The 14,501-nt window shown below is 60.5% G+C and carries 12 protein-coding genes; 5 read left to right on the forward strand and 7 right to left on the reverse strand.

All coding sequences use genetic code 11. The features are described 5' to 3' along the window. Nucleotides 1-31 precede the first annotated feature (31 nt). From EUU22_RS08995 to EUU22_RS09015, 5 genes are all read right to left on the reverse strand, one after another. Nucleotides 32-1,318: an ABC transporter substrate-binding protein gene (locus tag EUU22_RS08995; protein ID WP_129331684.1), complete on the reverse strand. Its 1,287-nt coding sequence runs from the start codon at nt 1,316-1,318 to the stop codon at nt 32-34. Between the two features lie 74 nt (nt 1,319-1,392). Then, a complete protein-coding gene (locus EUU22_RS09000; RefSeq protein WP_112687717.1) occupies nt 1,393-2,469 on the reverse strand; it encodes a branched-chain amino acid ABC transporter permease in 1,077 nt (358 codons plus the stop codon). Nucleotides 2,470-2,472: 3 nt separating this feature from the next. Beyond that, nucleotides 2,473-3,459: a branched-chain amino acid ABC transporter permease gene (locus EUU22_RS09005; RefSeq protein WP_129331686.1), complete on the reverse strand. Its 987-nt coding sequence runs from the start codon at nt 3,457-3,459 to the stop codon at nt 2,473-2,475. A 30-nt stretch (nt 3,460-3,489) separates the two neighbouring features. Further along, complete coding sequence (locus EUU22_RS09010) at nt 3,490-4,317, reverse strand: ABC transporter ATP-binding protein (protein WP_129331688.1); 828 nt, start codon at nt 4,315-4,317, stop codon at nt 3,490-3,492. Further along, nucleotides 4,314-6,281: a long-chain fatty acid--CoA ligase gene (locus tag EUU22_RS09015; RefSeq protein ID WP_129331690.1), complete on the reverse strand. Its 1,968-nt coding sequence runs from the start codon at nt 6,279-6,281 to the stop codon at nt 4,314-4,316. Before EUU22_RS09015 ends, EUU22_RS09010 begins: the two co-directional genes overlap by 4 nt. A gap of 188 nt (nt 6,282-6,469) precedes the next feature. On the opposite strand from EUU22_RS09015, the gene EUU22_RS09020 reads away from it, so the two are divergent. From EUU22_RS09020 to EUU22_RS25565, 3 genes are read left to right on the forward strand one after another with little or no spacing between them, the layout of a single operon-like run. Then, complete coding sequence (locus tag EUU22_RS09020) at nt 6,470-8,392, forward strand: PAS-domain containing protein (protein WP_129331691.1); 1,923 nt, start codon at nt 6,470-6,472, stop codon at nt 8,390-8,392. Further along, nucleotides 8,389-8,961, forward strand: a complete 573-nt coding sequence (locus EUU22_RS09025) for a response regulator transcription factor (RefSeq protein ID WP_205687877.1) — start codon at nt 8,389-8,391, stop codon at nt 8,959-8,961. The genes EUU22_RS09020 and EUU22_RS09025 overlap by 4 nt, the downstream gene beginning before the upstream one ends. A gap of 7 nt (nt 8,962-8,968) precedes the next feature. Next, complete coding sequence (locus tag EUU22_RS25565) at nt 8,969-9,088, forward strand: winged helix-turn-helix domain-containing protein (protein WP_205687878.1); 120 nt, start codon at nt 8,969-8,971, stop codon at nt 9,086-9,088. 312 nt (nt 9,089-9,400) lie between these two features. On the opposite strand, the gene nirK is transcribed toward EUU22_RS25565, so the two are convergent. Beyond that, on the reverse strand, nt 9,401-10,492 hold the full coding sequence (nirK, locus tag EUU22_RS09030; protein ID WP_129331693.1) for a copper-containing nitrite reductase: 1,092 nt from the start codon (nt 10,490-10,492) through the stop codon (nt 9,401-9,403). Nucleotides 10,493-10,790: 298 nt separating this feature from the next. On the opposite strand from nirK, the gene EUU22_RS09035 reads away from it, so the two are divergent. After that, entirely contained in the window at nt 10,791-11,999 is a 1,209-nt protein-coding gene (locus tag EUU22_RS09035) for a cytochrome P450 (RefSeq protein WP_129331695.1), read from the forward strand. A 96-nt stretch (nt 12,000-12,095) separates the two neighbouring features. Here EUU22_RS09035 and EUU22_RS09040 read toward each other — a convergent pair whose 3' ends face one another. Next, nucleotides 12,096-13,106 (reverse strand): LacI family DNA-binding transcriptional regulator, encoded by a 1,011-nt coding sequence (locus EUU22_RS09040; protein WP_245484941.1) that lies wholly within the window; start codon nt 13,104-13,106, stop codon nt 12,096-12,098. Between the two features lie 282 nt (nt 13,107-13,388). Here EUU22_RS09040 and EUU22_RS09045 point away from each other — a divergent pair, with 282 nt between their 5' ends. Beyond that, the gene (locus EUU22_RS09045) at nt 13,389-14,435 is read left to right on the forward strand and encodes an ABC transporter substrate-binding protein (RefSeq protein WP_129331697.1); all 1,047 of its coding nucleotides are present in this window, start codon (nt 13,389-13,391) and stop codon (nt 14,433-14,435) included. Nucleotides 14,436-14,501 lie beyond the last annotated feature (66 nt).

Here is a 14,501-nt window from a genome sequence, read left to right on the forward strand (position 1 = left end):
CCCCGGGCGTTCAGCCGGGGCATCCTCCGGTTCATTTGCAGCGTTCGGCGATCTTGTTTTCCGCAGCGTAAGCGGCGGAATCCTCCATGATCAGCGGTGTTAGAACCTCATCATCCGGGGCTATGAAGTCGGTGATGAGGTTCCACTTCTTCGCCGACGCATCCCATTGCTGGAGCAGCGTGGCACCGGGTCCGCCGTGGTCGGAGCAGGAGGCCTTGAATGGCTGGCCGAACTTCGGAAGGCCAAGCTCCGTCATGCGCGCCTCGGTGATCTCCAGCTGCTCGAAGCCGTCACGCAGGTCGGCGGCGGTGATGTTTGACTTGCCGGTGATCTGCTGTGCCTTGCGGATGGCTTCGGAAATCACCAATGCGGCATACATTCCGCGCGAGTAGAGAACGGAGCCGAACTGGTCACCGGCGCCGCTCGCCTTGCCGGCATCGATCACGTATTTCTTGAGGTCGCCGTAGAGCGGGTAATCCATGCCCGTGCCGTGCATGGCGAGCGACTTGTAGCCGTTGGCGCCCATGCCCGCAGGCAGAACGTCGTTTTCCGAACCGGACCACCAGACGCCGATGAAATTCTCCATCGGATAGTTGATGTTGGCGGCCTCCTGGATCGCCACCGCGTTCATCACGCCCCACCCCCACATCAGCACGTAATCAGGTTTCTCGCGGCGGATCTGCAGCCACTGGCTCTTCTGCTCCTGGCCCGGATGATCGACGGGAATCTGCAACAGATCGTAGCCGTGTTTCTTGGATAGCTCCGTGAGCGTGCGGATCGGCTCCTTGCCATAGGCCGAGTTATGGTAGACCAGCGCGATCTTCTTGCCCTTCAGGTCGCCACCGTTCTGGTCGAGCAGGTAGCGGATGGCGACGCTCGCGCCATCCCAGTAATTCGCCGGGTAGTTGAAGACCCATTCGAAGACCTTGCCATTCGCCGCCGAGGTGCGGCCATAACCGGGCGTGTAGAGCGGGATGCCATCGGCCGAGACCTTGGGGATCAGCTGATAGGTGATGCCGGTCGAGAGCGGGTTGTAGACCAGCGCTCCTTGACCCTTCGTGGCCTCGTAGCACTCCACCCCCTTCTCGGTATTGTACGCGGTCTCGCATTCGGGAACCTGGATCTTCTCACCACCGATGCCGCCGTCGCGCTCGTTGAGCAAGGTGAAATAGTCATTGAAGCCGTCGGCATAGGGTATGCCACCCGGTGCATAGGGGCCTGTCCGATAGGACAGGTTCGGCACGATCAGATCGGCAGAGGCAGGCATACTGCTCATCAGCATGGTGGCCGCCGCAACGGCTGCAAGCATCTTCTTCATCTCATTTCCTCCCAGACAAAGATGAATTCACAACAAGTCCGCAGTTCCCCGCCGCGGCATTCGGGACCGGCCCCCTAATGAGGGAAGGGCCATAGGCGCAGTTTCTCTTTCGCGACCCGCCACAGCTGATTCAGCCCGTGCGGTTCCACGATGAGAAAAATGATGATCAATCCGCCAACGATGATCAGCTCGAGATGAGCCGCGAGGTCCGTTGGCCAGCCCAATTGACCGACGAGCACGTTCTTCAGGAGTACCGGCAGCAGCACGAGGAAGGCCGCTCCAGCGAAGCTTCCGAAGATCGATCCAAGGCCGCCGATGATGATCATGAACAGCACCAGGAAGCTCTTCTGGATGCCGAAGGCCTCTCCTACCTCTACGGCGCCGAGGTAGACCGTAAAGAAGAGAGCGCCCGCGATGCCGATGTAGAAGGATGAGACGGCGAAGGCCGAAAGCTTGGCCGTCAGCGGATTCACGCCAATGATCTCGGCGGCGATATCCATATCGCGGATCGCCATCCAGCGACGGCCGACGGAACCGCGCGTCAGATTGCGGGCAAGCCAGGCGAGGGTGAAGAGCATGACGAGGCAGAAGAGGTACTTGGCCCAGGCCGGCGTGCTGGCGCCCGTCACTGCAATGCCGAAGAGACTGCGCTCCGGTGCCGTGATCTGGCCAGAGGCCGAATAGTTGAAAAACCACGGCACCTTGTTGAAGAGCCAGACCAGGAAGAATTGCGCGGCAAGGGTCGCGACGGCGAGATAGAAGCCCTTGATCCTGAGGCTGGGCAATCCGAACAAGACACCGACGAAGGCCGTGATGAAACCTGCCAGCAGGACATGCACGATGATCGACACATCGGGCATAGCTGTCATCAGCTTGTAGCAGGCATAGGCGCCGACCGCCATGAACCCGCCGGTACCGAGGCTCACCTGGCCGCAATAGCCGGTCAGGATGTTGAGGCCGATCGCCGCGATGGCGTAGATCAGGAAGGGGACGAATACCGCATTTGCCCAGTAGTCGTCGATCACGAAGGGGATGACCCCGAAGGCGATCGCCACCACGATGTAATAGCGGATCCGGTCGAACTTGATCGGAAAGGTCTGGCTGTCGGCCACATAGCTTGTCTTGAAGTCACCGGCCTCGCGGTAGAGCATGTCTCAGACCCTTTCGATGATGCGTTCGCCGAACAGGCCCTGCGGCCTGAAGACGAGGAAGACCAGCGCGAGCACATAGGCGAACCAGTTTTCTGTCGCGCCGCCGACCAGTGGGCCGACGAAAAACTCGAAGAGTTTTTCGCCCATGCCGATGATGAGTCCGCCGACGATGGCGCCGGGAATGGAGGTGAAGCCGCCGAGCATCAGGACCGGCAAGGCCTTCAGCGCGATCAGGGACAGGCTGAACTGGACCCCCGATTTCGAGCCCCACATGATACCTGCAACAAGGGCCACGATGCCGGCGATGGACCAGACGAGGGCCCAGATGAAGCGCAGCGAAATGCCGACGGACAGCGCCGCTTGGTGGTCATCCGCAACCGCGCGCAGCGCCCGGCCCTGCTTGGAGTATTGCGAGAAAACGGTGAGCGCGAGTACGAGCAGGGCCGCGATGACAGTCGCCACGATATCCAGCCGGTCGATGAAGAAGCCGTAGCCGAACCAGTCGTTCGTGACGCTTTCGATCGTCCCGTCGATGCCCTTCGGCAGGCCGATGTCGAGCGTCTTGATGTCGGAACCCCACATCGCGTCGCCAAGGCCTTCAAGAAAATAGGCAAGACCGATCGTTGCCATGAACAGGATGATCGGTTCCTGGTTGACGAGGTGCTTGAGTACATAGCGCTCTACCAGGACGGCGAGCAGGGTCATGACGCCTGCGGTGATCAGGATGGCGATCAGCGCAGGCACCTTGAAGCCAAAATGATGGAGGTTCGTGCCAAAGAGTGCATTGATGAGGTGCGCGAAGGGGATTTGGCCGTCCATGATGCCGACGAGCGTCAACGCGGCGAAAAGGGCAAGAACGCCCTGCGCATAGTTGAAGATGCCACTCGCCTTGAAGATCAGCACGAAGCCTAGCGCCACAAGCGCATACATGACGCCGGACATCAAACCGTTCAGCATGACCTCGAGCGCGTAATAGACGGTATCCGGCATCAGGAAACTCTCCTTGCCTTCTCGCGATTTCTACTCATGAGGGACCCCCAGATAGGCGTCGATCACCGCCTGGCTGTTGCGCACCTCGTCCGGTGTGCCGTCACCGATCTTCTTGCCGTAATCCATCACGACGACGCGGTCGGAGAGGTCCATGACGACCCCCATGTCGTGTTCGATGAGCACGATCGTCGTTCCGAACTCATCGTTCACGTCGAGGATGAATCGGCACATGTCCTCCTTCTCCTCGACGTTCATCCCGGCCATTGGCTCGTCGAGCAGCAGAAGTTTCGGTTCGGCAGCCAATGCGCGGGCCAGTTCCACCCGCTTCTTCAGGCCATAGGGAAGCCGCCCGACGGACGTCTTGCGGATCGCCTGGATTTCCAGAAAGTCGATGATCTTTTCGACCTTCTCCCGATGAGCGGTTTCCTCTCTCTCCGCCGCCCCCCACCAGAGCGCCTGCTGCAGTATGCTGGACTTCATCAACGTCAACCGGCCGGTCATGATGTTGTCGAGAACGCTCATGCCGTCGAAAAGCGCGATGTTCTGAAATGTTCGGGCAATGCCCTGGCGGGCGACCTTGTAGGGTTTCATCGTCGGCCGACGCGCACCACGAAACCAGACTTCGCCCTCCTGTGGCACGTAGAAACCCGAAATGACATTCAGCATCGAGGACTTGCCCGCGCCATTTGGACCGATGATCGAGCGAATTTCCCCCTCGCGGATATCGAAACTGATGTCGGTGACGGCCCTCACTCCGCCGAAGCGAAGAGTGATGTTCTTCATCTCCATCAGAACGTCGCCGATCCTCCGGCCATCGGCAGTGGTGGTAAAGGTGGTGAGGGGGGCCTGCGCATTCATGCGGCGGCCCTCCGTTCGGGCATGGGAACGGTCGCCGCATCCGCGATCTGCAGCGTCGCTCTGAGGAGTCCCTTGCGACCATCCTCGTAGGTGACCTCCGTCTGCGTGCTGATGCTCGTCGACCCGTCGTAGAGTGCGGTGATGAGGTCGCGGTATTTCTCGGCGATGATGTTGCGGCGGACCTTTCGCGTCCGGGTCAGTTCGCCGTCATCGGCATCCAGCTCCTTGTGCAGGATCAGGAAGCGATGGATCTGGCAGCCGGCGAGCGTGCTGTCGGCGGCGAGTGATCGGTTCACCTCCTCGACGTGGCCGCGGATCATGTCGTAAACCAGCGGGTGGCCCGCGAGTTCCTGATAGCTGGAATAGGCGATATTGTTGCGCTCGGCCCAGTTACCGACAGCCGTCAGGTCGATGTTGATGAAGGCGCAACACCGTTCCAGACCGGCGCCGAAGACGACGGCTTCCAGGATGCTCGGGTAGAACTTCAGCTTGTTCTCGACGTATTTCGGGGCAAACAGCTGGCCGTCGGCCATCTTGCCGACGTCCTTGGCCCGGTCGATGATGCGCAAGTGCCCGGTTTCCTGCTCGAAGAAACCCGCGTCGCCGGTTGCAACCCAGCCATCAGGGTCCTTGACGGAGGCCGTGCTTTCCGGATTCCGGTAATACTCAAGGAAGGTGCCGGGGCTCCGATAGAAGACCTCTCCGGTCTCGGCGATCTTCACCTCGACGCCGGGTGAAGGCACGCCGACGGTATCGGAACGCACCTGGCCGTCCGGCTGTTGTGTGATGAAAACGCTTGCTTCCGTCTGGCCGTAGAGCTGCTTCAGGTTGATGCCGAGCGAGCGGTAGAAGTCGAAGATTTCAGGCCCGATGGCCTCGCCGGCCGTATAACCCACACGAATGCGGCTGAAGCCCAGCGTGTTCTTCAGCGGACCGTAGATCACGAGATCGCCCAACAGGTATTTCAATCGGTCCAATGTCGGGACGGGCCGGCCGTCAAGGATCGCGGAACCCACTTTGCGGGCATGGTCCATGAAGATGCGGAACAGCCATCGCTTCAAAGGTGCCGCATCTTCCATGCGGATCATCACGTTGGTCAGCTGGCTTTCGAAGACGCGGGGCGGCGCGAAGAAATAGGTCGGTCCGATTTCCCGCAGATCGTTCATCATGGTGGCCGGGCTTTCGGGACAATTGACGCAAAAGCCCGCCCACATCGCCTGCCCCATCGAGAAGATGAAATCGCCCACCCAGGCCATCGGCAGGTAGGCCAGAATTTCCTCAGAGGGGCCGAGGTGATCGAATTCGCAGGAATTGCGCGATGTCTCGATGATATTTCGATTGGAAAGAACAACGCCCTTGGGCTTGCCCGTCGTGCCCGACGTATAGAGCATGACACAGGGATCGTCATAGGTGAGCGCCGCGATACGCTGGTCAAGCTCAGCCTCGAACCGGTGGTGCGCCGCCCTGCCTTCCGACAGCACATCGGCAAGAGCGTTCATCCGTGAATGGTCGTATTTACGCATTCCGCGCTTGTCGACATACACGACTTGATCGATGGACTTGATGCGCTCCTGAACCTCGATCACCTTGTCGACCTGCTCCTGATCACCGCATACGACAAGCCGCGCGCCGCAGTGTTCCAGCACATATTCCGCCTCGTCGGCGACGGCGTCCTGGTAAAGCGGCACCGGGACGGCACCGCACATCTGCGCGGCGACGATCGACCAGTAGAGGGAAGGGCGGTTGCGTCCGACGACTGCGATGAAGTCGCCGCGTTTCAGCCCGAGCGCCAGGAAGCCCATGGCCAGTGCCCGCGTCTCCGCGTACGCTTCGGCCCAGGTCCAGGCCTGCCAGATGCCAAATTCCTTTTCCCGATAGGCCGGGCGCCGCGAGAGCATTTTCGCGTTCCTCGCCATCAGTGCCGGAATAGACACAAGCCCCGAGCCGGGCTGCCGGTCTGTCATGTGTTCCTCCCCTTGACCCGTACCGGGCTGGACGGCGCCTGATCTACTGTCGGGCTTCCGTTCATTCACAACTCTCGCCGCAAAGCTTTTCGTCATTTTTTCTGAAATCTTACGAATTGTGACAGCGATGATTACCCCTTTCCCAGTCTCTCCGCGAATGGTAGCCATGCAGGAGGGAGAAGGATCGGATGCCGCTTTCCGAGGAGGAGCACAAAGGCCTCATCAAAACGGGCCTGAACCTGATCAGTCAGGCGTTGTCGATCTTCGACAGCGATTTGAAACTTGCCGTCTGCAACCGTCGCTACCAGGATATGTTCGACTTTCCGGATGCCTTCGTCTCACCAGGGGTGAGCTTCGAGGAGACGATCCGATATCTGGTGCTGAGGGGCGAGTATGGTTCGGTCGACGATGCGGAAGAGGCGGTTCGTACGCGTGTGAAGGCTGCCGAGGCCTTCGTTCCGCATTACCTCGAACGCATGCGGCCAAACGGCCGCTGGGTTTCAGTCGAGGGGTTTCCCTTGCCGCAGGGCGGCTGGGTTACGGTCTACACGGATATCACCGAAGTACGGATACAGCAGCAGATGCTGCGGACCCGCTCTGCCGAGCTTTCTGAGCAGCTTCTGTCCAACACCGAACGCCTTTCCGAGACGAACAGGGCGCTTTCTGCGGCCAACACGGCGCTCGAGGCGGCCAAGAACCAGTTGACTGAAATGGAGGCGCGTATCCGCCTGACGACGGAAATGGTCCCCGCGCACATTGCGCATGTCGATCGTAATTTTCGCTACACCTATACCAACCGACGTCTTTCATCGGTGATCCCCGGGCGCCCCTCGCAGATCGTCGGTCTCACGGGGCGCGATGTGCTGGGCGAAAGCTCATTTGCCAAGATCAAGCCCTATCTTGTTCGCGCGCTGGCGGGCGTTTCCTCCATTTGCGAGTTCACGGACGACGACTCGGGTCGGAGAATTCGAACGGCCTTTACTCCGGATCGAAATGGTGACGGGCCAATTCATGGCGTCTACATTCTATCGACGGACATTACAGAGGAGAGCCAGGCGCGTGCCGCCCTTGCGCAGACGCGCAAGCGGGAGCTTGCCGCACAGTTGACGTCGGGGCTGGCACATGACTTCGCCAATCTCTTGACGATTATTCTTGGACTGCAGAGCAGGCTGGAACAGATGTCTTTGCCGCCGGGGGCGAAGGATCTGGTGACTTCGACGCTCGCTGCAGCACGCCGCGGCGGTAATCTCACCGATCGGATTGCATCCATTTCAGGTCGGCGCGAGATCAGGCCGGCACCAGTCAATCTCTGCGATTTCATCAAGGATCTGATGCGTCTCGCCGGGCCGGCGCTGGCCGACAATATCCGGTTGGACGTTGACATCCCTTCGATCGGCGTTCCGCTCATTCTCGACGCCGGCTCGTTACAGGATTCGCTGCTGAACCTGATCCTGAATGCCAAGGACGCCATCGGCGCGAAACCGGGCGCCATCACGCTGCGCGTCCGCACAGTGCATGAAACCTGGATCGAGTTCTCTGTTTTGGACACTGGGGCCGGTTTCTCGCCTGAAGCGCTTGAGCACGCGCTTGACCCCTTCTTCACCACGAAGGGTGGCGAAGGTTCCGGTCTCGGCCTTTCCATGGTCTATGACCAGGCAACGATGTCCGGCGGAAGCGTGCGTCTGGAAAATCGCCGGGAAGGCGGTGCGCGTGTCGAGCTTCGGCTTCCTTATCGACCAGCCAGCAGCGAGGAGCCGCTGCACACGGTGTTGCTGGTCGAAGACAGCGACGACATCCGCGAGACCGTGCGCGATATGCTCTGCTCGCTTGGACATTCGGTTATTGAGGCGGCGAGTGTTGAGGAAGCAGAAAGTCTCGTCGATCTTCCGCAACTCGATCTTGTGTTGGCCGACATTCACTTGAAGGGTGGACGTACGGGCCTCGATCTTGCCGAAACGCTTCTGGCAAGAGGAGGAATGCCGATCGCCCTCATGAGTTCCCTTCCTCCCTCAGCCTCTTTGCGGATCGCGGCCGAAAAACGGTTCCCGCTGCTTCCCAAGCCCTTCGACAGTCAGACGCTTGCACGGTTCCTGCCGACGGTGACCAAATGACCCAACCGCTTGTCGCCATTCTTGATGATGAACCACAGATACGCCAGGTTCTTTCGGAGGCGCTTACGGAAGCCGGGTTCAAAACGGCGACTTTTGCCCGCGCGACAGAATTCGAGGCGGCGCTGAAGCGATGCGTCCCGGACGTTTGCCTTGTCGACCTCGGTCTGCCGGATCGTGACGGCCTGCTGCTGGTGCATCGGTTGGCGCTGGATTCGGGTGCTGCCATCATCATCATTTCAGGACGCGCCCAAGTGCAGGACCGTGTCATGGGCCTTGAGCTCGGCGCCGATGACTACATCATCAAGCCCTTCGAACCGGCCGAGATCGTGGCCCGTGTCCGCGCCCGCCTGCGCAAGGGGCGTCCGACCGGCGAGCGCACCAGCCAGATCGCGCGGTTCGATGGATGGACCGCGCTCTTCGACAGCTACACGCTTGTCTCGGCCACCGGGGAGCAGGTGTCCTTTTCCAACGCGGAGGGGCAGGTGCTTCGACTTTTCCTGGAGAGACCCCGCCGGTTGATCTCCCGCACGCAGATGCAGGAAGCCCTGGGCGGGAGGCGAGAGCTTTGACCGTGCGATGGACGTGCGCATTTCGCGCCTGCGCACCAAGCTCGGCGAAGATCCGAAAAATCCGGCATTGATCAAGACGATCTACGGAGCCGGCTATATCTTTCTCGGGGATGTACGCTGGGAATGAGAAGGAATGCCGTTGGGGGGGGACGGCATCCGGTTCGATAATGCAGAGATCGCGGATTTTCTCTGGCGACTGAGAGTATGGGGCATCACCACGTGTGCGATGCGCCACCATCTTGCGGGAAGGTTGGCGTTCGATTTCCGCTCTTGTATCATTCGCCTATCGCAAGCTTATTCGACGGTGCTGAGCACCCTCTGGAGCGCCGTAAAGTCCTAGACCTATCGACATATATATCTGGACAGCCCTTCGGGCCAATGCGCTGATGTCGGACCGGCTGCGACCTTCCTATCGGCGAGTAGGGGTCACAATGTCTGGTCACTCGGACATGTGATTGGACATGTGCGCATCGTGGCTGCTGTGCTCGTTACCCGCCGGTGCTGCGGCGAAGATATCGGACCGCTCGTCACCCTCGACGATCAGCTTTCCAACGAGGCCACGCGCCGCCCTGGAGAGGGCGTGGTCGACCAGCGTGTATTCCCCGGGGACGTCCAGGGTGAGATCGACCACCGAGGCGCCGCCCGGCGGAACGGTGATCGTCTGCACGTCGGTCAAGGGAGCAGAGGTTAGAGAAGCGAGATTGTAGGCCTTGTCGAAGATCTCTCCGATCACGTGGAAGCTCGACGTCTTGTTTGGCCCACCGACTCCAAAATAGATACGGACGGTTTCGCCGGTTCTCGCTCTCAAAGCGTTCTCGTTCGTCAGCGCCTTGTCCGCTCCGTTGAAGACATAGTATTCCGGCTGCTCGCCGAGCAGCTTCTCGGTGCTTGCAGTGAGCTTTCCTTTCGTGCCGACGGCCTCTTCCGTGTAGAGCTCTCCCTGCATGACATAGAACTCACGATCGACCAGGGGCAGGCCTTCCTTCGGTTCGACGAGGATAAGTCCGTACATACCGTTCGCGATGTGCTCGGCCGCAAGCGGTACAGCGCAGTGATAGACGTAAAGGCCGGGTTTCAAGGCCTGGAACGAAAAGCCCTTTCTCTCTCCGGGCGCGGCATCTGTGGCTACCGCACCTCCGCCGGGTCCGGTCACGGCATGAAAGTCGACGCTGTGGCGCTCGCTGCTATCGGGCGAATTCGTCAGTTCGATGTTCACCGTATCTCCGACGCGGACGCGGACGAAGGGGCCTGGCACTTTCCTGTTGAACGTCCAGTAATGGTAGGCCGTCCCATCAGCGACGGCTCCGGTCACTTCAACGGTCTCCAGGTTCACGGTGACGGTTTCGGGTCCCTTCCGATGAAGCGGCGCGGGAAGGTCGGTCGATTGCCGGATGATGTCGAGCGGCTTCTCGGCGGTTCCGTTTTCTGCCGGATGCTGGTGATTGCCTGCTGCCATCGAGGGCTGACCCTTGGTGAGGGCGAGCCCCGAGACTGCGGCGGCGAAGAGTGCGTTGCGGAAGCCCGGGATCATGGTGTCCTCTTGAGATGTACTGGTCGCGAGTTAGCCGTACGCTGGCCTTGTCCTCTTTGTGGAAGCGCAACCAAGCTGCGGACACTCAAACTTGTGAGGAAGCGTGAGCCTGGTCGGCGCTCGAGAACGGCAGTGCCATGATCGGCGCGCGAGTCCTGCGGGCGCCCGTGCCCTGCCGGATCGGGCTGGCAAAGGCGGTTGCCTCTTTGCTGGGCGACAAAGAACGCAACGACAACTGCTGCGCAAATGGCCGCCGGGCCGAGAACCGGAATCAAGGCGGATGAGATTGAATAGCGGAATGAACCCCAATGAGGCGCAATCGCCTGATGGCAACGAAACCGACTGGGATCCCAGAGGGGAGGATGTGCAGAGGAATCAGATCCGCGCTTACGACCATATGCGCGGGACCTGTCCTGTTGCACACAGCGATTATCTCGGCTGGTCCCTCTTTCGGCATGCAGACGTTTTGCAGGTTGTGACGGACCATCACGGGTTCAGCAATGTTGTTTCATGGCACCCGTCCGTGCCGAACGGGATGGATCCCCCCGAACACACCGGCTACAGGCGGTTGATCGAACGCTATTTCACGCAGCAGAGAGTGGACGCCTTCGAGCCGGTATGTCGCCAGATTGCCGGCGAACTCGTCGGATCGCTGAAGGCGAGCTCGACCTGGGAAGTGATGTCGAGCCTTGCCGAGCCCTACGCCGTCCGGGTTCAGTGCGGTTTTCTCGGTTGGCCAGAGGGGCTGCACGGGCCGTTGCGTCAATGGGTGCGCAAGAATCGCGAAGCGACGCTTGCCCGTGACACGGAGGCGATGGCGTCGATCGCCCTCGAGTTCGATGCCTACATCCGCGCACAACTCGATGCGCGCAAATTTGCAGGCGATGGGGCGCCTGAGGATATCACCACCGACCTTATGCGACAGACAATTGGCGTCGAGCGACTTGAATACGCTGACATTGTCAGCATCCTGCGCAATTGGACTGTCGGCGAGCTTGGGACAATCGCCGCCTGCGTCGGGATTATCGTGCATTTTCTCGCACGGAACCAGGAGGTCCAATCGCACTTGCGCCAGGATCGCACGCGCCTTCCGCTCGCGATCGAGGAGATTCTCCGCCTCAATGGTCCTCTGATATCGAACCGGCGCACCGCCACGAAAGCAGTCGTCATGGGCGACCGCCAGATCGAGGCAGGCGACAGGGTGACGGTGATCTGGGCATCGGGGAACCGCGATCCGGCCGTCTTCGAGGACGCTGATCAATACCGTCCTGACCGTGATCAATCGCCAAATCTGCTCTATGGCGCCGGCATTCACGTGTGCCCCGGCGCAGGCCTGGCGAGGATGCAGCTCCGGGTGATGATTGATGAGCTGTTGAACGGGATCGCGCAGTTCACGCTGACACCCGGCCGTGAACCCGTGCACGCGATTTTCCCCGCCGGTGGCCTGGCATCGCTCGAAATCCGGACCGACGGCGCTCCTCCAGCGACCGCGGGAGTGTCGGACTGATATCGCCGCTTCCTCGTGCGCGCTCGCGCTAACTGCCCAAAGGCGTATTTCTCGGCGTGTGGGTGAAACTCGCTTCACCCGGCCACGGCGTAGGACTCACGCAAACGTCGGTGCAACCTCGATCAGCGCCTTTTCCGAGCCGCCCTTGTCGATGATTGTGAAGACAGCGTGGAGCATGCCTTTCACGTCCTGTCGGACCATTTCGACGTCATGGCCGAGAAGTGCGACGAAGGGATCCCAGTCGAAGCAGCCGATAATCGGCAACCGGCCTTCGAAATGGTGGGAGGTTTTGATCCAGCGCATCACGCCTTCGAGCGAGATTGTCGAGTTGACGAACATGCCACGGGGCAGGGGCCCCTCGGAGGCGGCAAGCACGGCGAGCGAGTTCTCTGCCTTTTCCGGCGCGTAGCCGCAGGTGAGGATGTGGCGCTCATCGATCGGAATGCCCATCTCCTCGTGCGCTGCGCGAAACCCGCGGACGCGTTCGGCCGTATTGTGATCGGACCCACGACCGCCGATGAAGAGCAAGGGCGTGGCCTCGCCGAGCTTGTTGCGGCAATTGACGAGGGTTCGCCGGGTCAGCTCCCGCGCGCCGGCAAAGTTGTCCGAAATGACCGACGGTGCCTTTGAGCCGGGCAGGTCGAGATTGATGCTGTGGGCGCCGGATGTAAGGCAGATGTCGGTAATGCGGTCCGGATTTGTTGCGCCGGTCGCAATCAGCCATTCCACCTGGTAAGAGAGCATCGTGCGCGCCGCCTCCACCTCGAGGTCGGGATCTCGACGGGTGCAGGTAACGATCGGGAACAGCCCCCGCTCGCGCGCCATGGCTTCGAAGGTTTCGGCGATCGAGCCGAAGTAGCGATTGTCGTATTTGGGCACGATCATTCCGATGATCTTCGATTTCTCCCGCCTCAGCAGGCTTGCCTGCATGTTGACGGCATAGCCCTGTTCCTGGGCGAGCCGGGTGATTTTCTCGGCGAGCTGGCTGCTGATCCGGCGCTTCTTCCAGGTGCCGTTGAGCACTGCGCTCACCGCGCTCGCTGAGGTCCCGGCGAGATCGGCAAGATCGTAGATCGTGGTCTTCTTTGCTGGTCGTCGCTGAATCACGAAGTCCTCCTGTGAAAGCCAACTTGACATCAAAGAATGAAAGTGGCAATTCTTGCTTCATCGATTGAGCAACGTTGCGCAATCGATGAATTTGGTTGGCTAAGGAGGGTCGACCGGGAGTTGTCCGGCAGAAACCGTCACCGAGAACGGCGTCGAGAGGATCGGCGGCGAACGCAGAATTGCGGCCGTCCGTCACGTTCCGGTCCGTGATGACGAAAGCAGGGGCAAATACCTGGATTGTGTCTCTCGAAACGGGTTCGCCCATTCAAGGAGGAGAGTAAGATGAAAGTTCGTTCGATGCTCATGGCAACGGTCGGTGCTGCCGCGATGTTTGCCGGTTCCGCGTCGGCGCAGGAAGCTGCGACGGTCGCCTTTCTGATGCCCGATCAGGCATCAACCCGTTACGAGGAACACGACTATCCGGGCTTCAAGGCTGAGATGGAAAAGCTCTGCGCGAGCTGCACCGTGATCTACCAGAACGCCAATGCTGACGCGGCTCTGCAGCAGCAGCAGTTCAACTCGGTGATCGCCCAGGGTGCGAAGGTGATCGTGCTCGATCCGGTCGACTCCGCGGCGGCTGCGGCTCTCGTCGAAATCGCCCATTCCCAGGACGTCAAGGTCGTCGCCTATGACCGCCCGATCCCGGACAAACCCGCTGACTTCTACGTTTCGTTCGACAACGAGGGCATCGGCTATGCGATCGCCAAGTCGCTCGTCGATCACCTGAAGGCCTCCAGTATTCCGGAAGGCTCGGGTGTGCTGCAGATCAACGGCTCGCCGACCGACGCAGCTGCCGGCCTCATCCGCGACGGCATCCATCGCGGTCTGAAAGACTCGGGCTACAAGACGCTTGCCGAATTCGACACCCCGGAATGGGCGCCGCCGAAGGCGCAGGAGTGGGCGGCCGGCCAGATCACCCGCTTCGGTGCCGACATCAAGGGCGTGGTCGCGGCCAATGACGGCACCGGCGGTGGCGCGATCGCAGCCTTCAAGGCAGCCGGCGTCAATCCTGTTCCGCCGGTCACCGGCAACGACGCGACGATCGCGGCCCTGCAGCTGATCATCTCGGGCGACCAGTACAACACGATTTCGAAGCCGTCCGAAATCGTCGCTGCCGCCGCCGCCAATGTTGCCGTCAAGCTGCTGAAGGGGGAGACTCCCGAAGCCAAGACCACCCTTTACAATACCGCCTCCGAACTCTTCGTGCCGGCGGTCGTCACGGCGGAGAACATCAAGGCTGAGATCTTCGACAAAGGTATCCAGACGCCTGAAGAGATCTGCACCGGCGAGTACGCCGAGGGTTGCAAGAAGCTCGGCATTACCCAGTAATGTTACCTCCCAAGGTGTCCGGTCGGAGCTTGCTCCGGCCGGCGCTTCCGATCTGTAAAAAGAGCG

Source organism: Ciceribacter ferrooxidans (genome assembly GCF_004137355.1).
Classification (GTDB): domain Bacteria; phylum Pseudomonadota; class Alphaproteobacteria; order Rhizobiales; family Rhizobiaceae; genus Allorhizobium; species Allorhizobium ferrooxidans.

Excerpts from the sequence above, each read along its gene's own strand:
- EUU22_RS08995 (WP_129331684.1), bottom strand. The coding sequence starts at position 1,318 with ATGAAGAAGATGCTTGCAGCCGTTGCGGCGGCCACCATGCTGATGAGC.
- EUU22_RS09000 (WP_112687717.1), bottom strand. The coding sequence starts at position 2,469 with ATGCTCTACCGCGAGGCCGGTGACTTCAAGACAAGCTATGTGGCCGAC.
- EUU22_RS09005 (WP_129331686.1), bottom strand. The coding sequence starts at position 3,459 with ATGCCGGATACCGTCTATTACGCGCTCGAGGTCATGCTGAACGGTTTG.
- EUU22_RS09010 (WP_129331688.1), bottom strand. The coding sequence starts at position 4,317 with ATGAATGCGCAGGCCCCCCTCACCACCTTTACCACCACTGCCGATGGC.
- EUU22_RS09015 (WP_129331690.1), bottom strand. The coding sequence starts at position 6,281 with ATGACAGACCGGCAGCCCGGCTCGGGGCTTGTGTCTATTCCGGCACTG.
- EUU22_RS09020 (WP_129331691.1), top strand. The coding sequence starts at position 6,470 with ATGCCGCTTTCCGAGGAGGAGCACAAAGGCCTCATCAAAACGGGCCTG.
- EUU22_RS09025 (WP_205687877.1), top strand. The coding sequence starts at position 8,389 with ATGACCCAACCGCTTGTCGCCATTCTTGATGATGAACCACAGATACGC.
- EUU22_RS25565 (WP_205687878.1), top strand. The coding sequence starts at position 8,969 with ATGGACGTGCGCATTTCGCGCCTGCGCACCAAGCTCGGCGAAGATCCG.
- nirK (WP_129331693.1), bottom strand. The coding sequence starts at position 10,492 with ATGATCCCGGGCTTCCGCAACGCACTCTTCGCCGCCGCAGTCTCGGGG.
- EUU22_RS09035 (WP_129331695.1), top strand. The coding sequence starts at position 10,791 with ATGAACCCCAATGAGGCGCAATCGCCTGATGGCAACGAAACCGACTGG.
- EUU22_RS09045 (WP_129331697.1), top strand. The coding sequence starts at position 13,389 with ATGAAAGTTCGTTCGATGCTCATGGCAACGGTCGGTGCTGCCGCGATG.